This window comes from Pseudomaricurvus sp. ABR4_320, from assembly GCF_056159445.1.
On sequence record NZ_JBSWVF010000008.1, the window covers coordinates 251,549 to 257,656 of the forward strand.

Annotated in this window: 7 protein-coding genes; 1 reads left to right on the plus strand and 6 read right to left on the minus strand. The window is 52.6% G+C overall.

The window, feature by feature from the left end; genetic code table 11:
* Window positions 1–12 precede the first annotated feature (12 nt).
* Window positions 13–777, minus strand: coding sequence for a hypothetical protein (locus tag ACXAFR_RS17485; protein WP_475179035.1), 765 nt, complete (start codon window positions 775–777; stop codon window positions 13–15).
* 86 nt (window positions 778–863) lie between these two features.
* Window positions 864–1,217 carry a hypothetical protein gene (locus ACXAFR_RS17490; protein ID WP_475179036.1) on the minus strand — a complete coding sequence of 118 codons (354 nt, stop codon included), beginning with the start codon at window positions 1,215–1,217 and terminating at the stop codon, window positions 864–866.
* Window positions 1,218–1,358: 141 nt separating this feature from the next.
* Here ACXAFR_RS17490 and ACXAFR_RS17495 point away from each other — a divergent pair, with 141 nt between their 5' ends.
* Complete coding sequence (locus tag ACXAFR_RS17495) at window positions 1,359–3,044, plus strand: alkaline phosphatase D family protein (RefSeq protein ID WP_475179038.1); 1,686 nt, start codon at window positions 1,359–1,361, stop codon at window positions 3,042–3,044.
* Window positions 3,045–3,087: 43 nt separating this feature from the next.
* Here the strand turns inward: ACXAFR_RS17495 and ACXAFR_RS17500 are convergent, their stop codons facing one another.
* The 4 genes from ACXAFR_RS17500 to ACXAFR_RS17515 all read right to left on the minus strand — a co-directional run.
* Window positions 3,088–3,879 carry an enoyl-CoA hydratase/isomerase family protein gene (locus ACXAFR_RS17500; RefSeq protein WP_475179040.1) on the minus strand — a complete coding sequence of 264 codons (792 nt, stop codon included), beginning with the start codon at window positions 3,877–3,879 and terminating at the stop codon, window positions 3,088–3,090.
* Window positions 3,880–3,901: 22 nt separating this feature from the next.
* Window positions 3,902–4,672 carry an SDR family NAD(P)-dependent oxidoreductase gene (locus tag ACXAFR_RS17505; protein WP_475179041.1) on the minus strand — a complete coding sequence of 257 codons (771 nt, stop codon included), beginning with the start codon at window positions 4,670–4,672 and terminating at the stop codon, window positions 3,902–3,904.
* Window positions 4,673–4,707: 35 nt separating this feature from the next.
* Entirely contained in the window at window positions 4,708–5,865 is a 1,158-nt protein-coding gene (locus tag ACXAFR_RS17510) for an acetyl-CoA C-acetyltransferase (RefSeq protein WP_475179042.1), read from the minus strand.
* Window positions 5,866–5,957: 92 nt separating this feature from the next.
* The coding region (locus ACXAFR_RS17515) for a 4Fe-4S dicluster domain-containing protein (RefSeq protein WP_475179055.1) at window positions 5,958–6,108 on the minus strand (151 nt) is incomplete at its 5' end.

The following is a 6,108-nucleotide window of genomic DNA, read 5'->3' on the forward strand; positions in this document are numbered from 1 at the left end:
ATTGAGGTGTTTCTAAAACGGTCCAATGCGTTGGCGTTGGATCATCAGCACCCGAATCCCCCAGAAGATCGCCAGTAATATCAACAGGCTGCCAATGCCAAATGAGGTCTTGGCCAGCCCTGCCGCAGAATCTATGGCATTGGTCATGGTCAGCAGGTTGCCCCAATCATGGGCGGATTCGCCCATCCCCCCAATTAAAGGAAGCGACCGATAAGGCGCGTCGGCGATATAGGGCGAAACATCGATAAAGCTCTGACCGCACCACCACAGCATCATACTGCCCGCAAACGTATCTCGACGCTGCCAGACAAAGGCTGCGAGCAAAATCAGTGGAAGCAGAACCTGAAACAGGCTGCCTCCCAGAATCATCATAAAACGGCCGAAAGGCATAAACAGGACGTGGCCGAATTCGTGAAAAGGCAAATTGATATTGTGCATAAAAGAGCCGCCGATGGTTTCCCAATCAATGCCCCCGGCGATAAATGATAATCCCCAGAGAGCAAAGACGATCCCTGTGACTGTGCGTCCCCAAAACACGACGCTCTCAACGCTTTCCGGGCAATAGAGTAGGGTCTCGTGCAGTTTCTGGCGCAGGCTGATGCTTTCCTCCATCGAGATATGGGAGGACGCGGATTCTCTCTGTTGCGCCATCACACTGTTATCTTGTTTCTCCTGCGATTTGGCATAGACAATCCCGCACTGGGGGCAGATTCCCGGATGAACGTGGGTATCCATCGCCGTGCGGCGATACTGACATTTGGGACATACCTGGGACATGAGAGCACAGTGAGCAACAGCGTTGATACTAACTATAGTTCAGAGAAAATTATTGCGGTTTCCTTTGGTGAGAATCAGCGATGGACTTAGTTTGGCTCAGCTGAGATGACTGACAAGAGAGTCGCAGATGCAGTAACCCTCGCGCCTTCGACCACTTGCCATTGGAGCCTTGGAACGCATTTAGCGAGCTCGGCTTTTGGAATCCAAATTACCGCTTCTGTATCGCAACTTTCTCCTGGCCGTAACACCCCTTTTCTGGGTTCAAAGATGATAATGCCCATGTAGTTATCTCTTGGCGGTTGCCAGGGAAAATGATGGCTGGCGCGATAACCGGAGCGCGACTCACGATCAATTGCAGAATGGCGGCCGCCTTGCTCGGTGGTGGTTAAGGCAAGATTGATCTTGATTCGTAACGCGACAAAATCGCTTTCTTGGATCATTAATGGATTTCTCTACATCGTATTGTGGTTACGCTTACTTGAAATCATAAATTCCTTTTATTGGCTTCACCACTGGTCATGTGTTCTTAACAAAGCTGGCGGAAGATCTCTCATTTCCTAGTCAAAAAGATGGATCTTCCCATGTCTCGTGATTTTCCTGTTTCCCGCCGCCGACTGCTGAAAACCGTGGCTATTGGCGGTACGGCGGTCGCTTTGTCCGCCAGCTCCAAACTTTCCCCCGGTCGCTTTTTACACGGCGTTGCCAGCGGTGATCCGCTCAGTGATCGCGTGGTGATCTGGACTCGGGTAACAACGCCACCTCGTCGTCAGAGTAAGGTTTGTGTGCGTTGGGTTGTCGCTAAGGACTTTCACTGCCGCGAGATTGTGGGGAGGGGGCGTGTCGACGCCGAAGTGGAATCCGATTATGCCATTAAACTGGATGTCACCGGTCTGGAGCCGGATTGCCGATATTTTTATCGATTCTATACCGCGAATCAGGCGTCTCCCGTCGGTCGCATGAAGACGCTACCAATGAATGAGGTCTGTCGTTACCGTTTGGGTGTCGTGTCCTGCTCCAATTATCCTGCGGGCTATTTCCACGTCTATCGAGAGTTAGCCAAGCGCAACGATATCGATGTTATTTTGCATCTGGGTGATTACATCTACGAATATCCCCGGGACGGCTATGCATCGGACGATGCCGCAGCGATGGGGCGGGAGTCGATCCCTGCAGAGGAGTTGTTGACCTTGCAGGAATATCGCCTGCGCTACGCTCAGTATCGCAGTGATCCAGATTTGCAGGAGGCGCATCGTCGTCACAGTTTTATTTGCGTTTGGGACGATCACGAAGTCAGTAATGATGCTTGGCTCGAAGGTGCTGAAAACCACAACGAGGGAGAGGGCGATTGGCAGGCACGCAAGGCTGCGGCGATTCAGGCTTATTATGAATGGCTACCGATACGTGAACCCATTGATGGTGAGCGTGAGCGACTCTATCGCCATTTCCAGATTGGGGATTTGCTAGACCTTTATATGCTGGATACACGCATTATCGGTCGCGACCAGCAGCTGAGCTATACCGACTACATGGATACACAAACGGGCGCGTTCAATGCTGAGAGTTTTCAGGCGGCATTAGTGGATTCCAACAGAACGCTACTGGGACTTGAGCAGCGAGTCTGGTTACAGCAGCAATTGGCGACGTCGACAGCCCGTTGGCAGGTGTTGGGGCAGCAGGTGTTGATGGGCCGTATGAATCTACCGGCACCGCTTATTACCGGGCAAATTGGATTTGCGGATTACGCAACCCTGGTACAAAAAGCGACGATTGATCCTGCGAGCCTGACTGTGGCGGAACAGCAAATCTTGGCGCAGCCGTCTATCCCTTACAACCTCGACGCCTGGGACGGCTACTTCTACGAACGAGAACTGGTGCTGGAGACCGCCGCGGCCTATGACAGTAATCTCGTAGTGTTAGCCGGGGACACACATAATGCCTGGGCGAATAATCTGCAAACGTTAGGCGGGGCGTCAGTGGGTGTCGAATTGGCGACGTCCAGCGTGACATCACCAGGTATGGAGGAGTATTTTCCCTCGGAAGATCCCGATGTTTTGGCGCAAATGGTGACGAGCCTGGTGGAGCCTCTCGCCTACACGGATTTGCAACATCGTGGCTATTTGTTGGTGACGTTAACGCCTAAGATCTGCCATGCGGAGTGGAACTACGTTGATCAGGTTAAAGCAGGCGATTATAAGCCGTTAACGTCTGCACATCAGAAGCTTTGCAGTCACCCTGGTGCAAATGGCAGAGTCCTGTTGGACGCCTGAATTTAGATAAGAGTCCGGGCAATTGGCCGACTAAAAAGGGCGTTCAACGCCCCTTGTAGTCGGCTTTTTCTTTCTTTAAAAACGCACTGACACCACTGAGAAAGTCCTCTGTCTTTGTCGCCAGACTGAACGCCGCTCGCTCGGCGTCCAGCTGCTGTTGCAAGCTATTCGTAGGCCCCATCGATGCGAGTTGTTTGTAAGCGCGATAGGAGCATGTTGGTCCTTTGGCAATGCGCTTTACCAAAGCCTCGCTCTCTTCGATAAAACCGTCGCTTGGCAGAATACGATTGATCAATCCGAAAGACAGTGCTTGTTCACAATTCCAGGTGTCGCCCAGCAGCATAAATTCCGCCGCCCGCTTAGCGCCAATCTGTTGCGGCAGAAAATAAGTGCCGCCGCAGTCCGGTACACCACCGATTTTGTCGTAGGCGAAGACAAAGCGAGTGCCTTCTGCCGCGAAGACCAGATCACAGGCCGCCATTATGCTAATACCGGCACCGGCAACAGCACCGTGAACACAGGCGATAACCGGTGTGGAGGTGGAATGAATAAACTTCACCACCGGATCCAGTTCATCCAGCATGGCATTGATGACGTCGGCGGCTGCATCGAAGTCTTTGGCGAAGGAGGCGACATCACCGCCAGCCATAAAGGCTTTGCCGTCACCGCGTAGGACGATGGCTCGCAGATCATTACGGTCTGCTAATCCACGTATCGCTTGATGACATGCTGCGGCAGTTGGTACATCTAGGGCATTCATGGCCTTGGGACGATTGAGATGAAGCGTTGCGATATGCAGTTCTTCGTCAATAGTGACGTAGGCGAGTTCGGACATAGGTGGCCTGCGGTCGTTGAGGTTATTTCGGTTGCATGCGTACGGCAGCGTCCATTCGAATGGTCTCGCCGTTAATGTAATCATTTTCTACTATGTGTGTCGCCAGCGCAGCAATTTCACTGGCTTTGCCCAGGCGTTGTGGAAATACCGTCGACGCTTCCAAAGACTTGTAATAAGACTCTTCAATGGTATCGAACATCGGTGTGTGAATTAGGCCAGGGGCAATGGTGCAGACACGGATACCATAGGGCGCCAGTTCACGGGCCATGGGCACAGTCATACCGACGACTGCGCCCTTGGTCGCAGAATAAGCGATCTGACCTATCTGCCCTTCAAAGGCGGCAACCGATGCGGTATTGGTAATTACGCCGCGACAGCCATCGTCATTGACGGGTTCGTTCTGTGCCATCTTCTCTGCGCCTAAGCGGCAAACGTTGAAGGTGCCCACCTGATTCACCATCACGGTTTTCATGTAGATATCGAGGGGGTGGGGGCCTTTCTTGCCATAAGTTTTGCACGCAGGAGCGATACCGGCAAAGTTGTTAATAATATGTAGGGCGCCGAATTTTTCCCATACAGTATCGATGGCTGCCTGCACGGATTCTTCTTCGGCAACGTTAACGTGCAGATAGATCACCTGTTCGCCCAGTCGTTCGGCAACGGCGTTCCCTAGAGTTTCATTTAGGTCAAAAATGGCGACGTTTGCGCCTTTGGCAACATAGCTTTCGACGGTGGCTAAACCCAAGCCAGAGGCTCCGCCGGTAACAATGGCTGTCTTTCCTGAGATATCCATGTTTTTTCCTTTTTATAAACAACAAAGATGGTTTTTTAAAGAGCTTCTAAAAGGGTTACATTGGCGATACCGCCGCCCTCGCACATGGTTTGTAACCCGTAACGCAGACCACGCTTCTTGAGTGCATAGATCAGGGTCGTCATCAATTTAGTGCCGGTTGCGCCTAACGGGTGGCCTAGGGCGATTGCGCCGCCGTTGACGTTGAGTTTTGCAGGATCCGCATCGAGCGCCTTGAGCCAGGCCATAGGGATAGATGCAAAGGCTTCGTTGACTTCAAACAGATCAATTTGATCCAGAGTCATTCCGGCTTTGGCCAGCGCTGTCCGAGTTGCGTTGATGGGTTCTTCCAGCATAATAACCGGATCCCCGGCCGTGACCGCAAAGCTGTGTATGCGAGCCAAGGGCGTCAGGTTGTACTCTTTAAGTGCGCGTTCGCTGACGACCATAACGGCTGAGGCACCATCGCACATCTGGCTGGCGTTTGCGGCGGTAATGCAGCCGCCTTCGGTGAGCGGTTCAAGCGTGGCCATTTTTTCCAGTGAAGCATCTTTGCGGACGCCTTCGTCTTCGGTATGTAAACCGTCTGCGATACGGATTGCCACGATCTCATCGGCGAAGGCGTTGGCAGCAATGGCTGCGCTGGCTTTTTGATGACTGGCGAGAGCAAATTCGTCCATCGCCTCACGGCTGAAACCGTATTTTTCCGCGATCATTTGTGCACCGACAAATTGACTAAAGCCTTTGATACCATAATGTTCGAGAATCTTTTGGCTCCAAGGGCCTTCACCAATTCCAGCCTTCTTATACAGTCCCGCGTCTGAACCCATGGGAACGCGGGTCATGCTTTCAACGCCGCCCGCGATAACAATATCCTGAGTTCCAGACATGATCGCTTGCGCGGCGAATTGAGCGGCTTGCTGGGAGGATCCGCACTGCCGATCGATGGTAACAGCGGGAACAGAATCCGGCAGGCAAGAGGCGAGCACTGCGCTGCGGGCAATGGCAAAGGCCTGTTCACCGCCTTTGGTGACACAGCCAAAAATCACATCTTCAATTTTTTCTCCGGGAACACCGGTAGACTCGATCAAGGCATCGATAACGCTGCCGCCTAAATCGGCAGGGTGGACATTGGCCAGGGCCCCTTTGGGGCGACCGCCGGCGGTTCTATAGGCGCTGACAATATAAGCTTCCACGCGATACTCCTTAGCGGTTTATTCTCATGCCTGCGAACGTAGAGAGCAGGCTGTCGGTTGAATTACGGTGGCGATTTACTGTTTGATGTCACTCACATATTCGGATAGTTCGGGCCCCCGGCACCTTCCGGTACCACCCAAGTAATGTTCTGGGCAGGGTCTTTGATGTCGCAGGTTTTGCAGTGCACGCAGTTCTGGGCGTTGATTTGAAAGCGCGGGCTGCCATTCTCTTCCACCACTTCA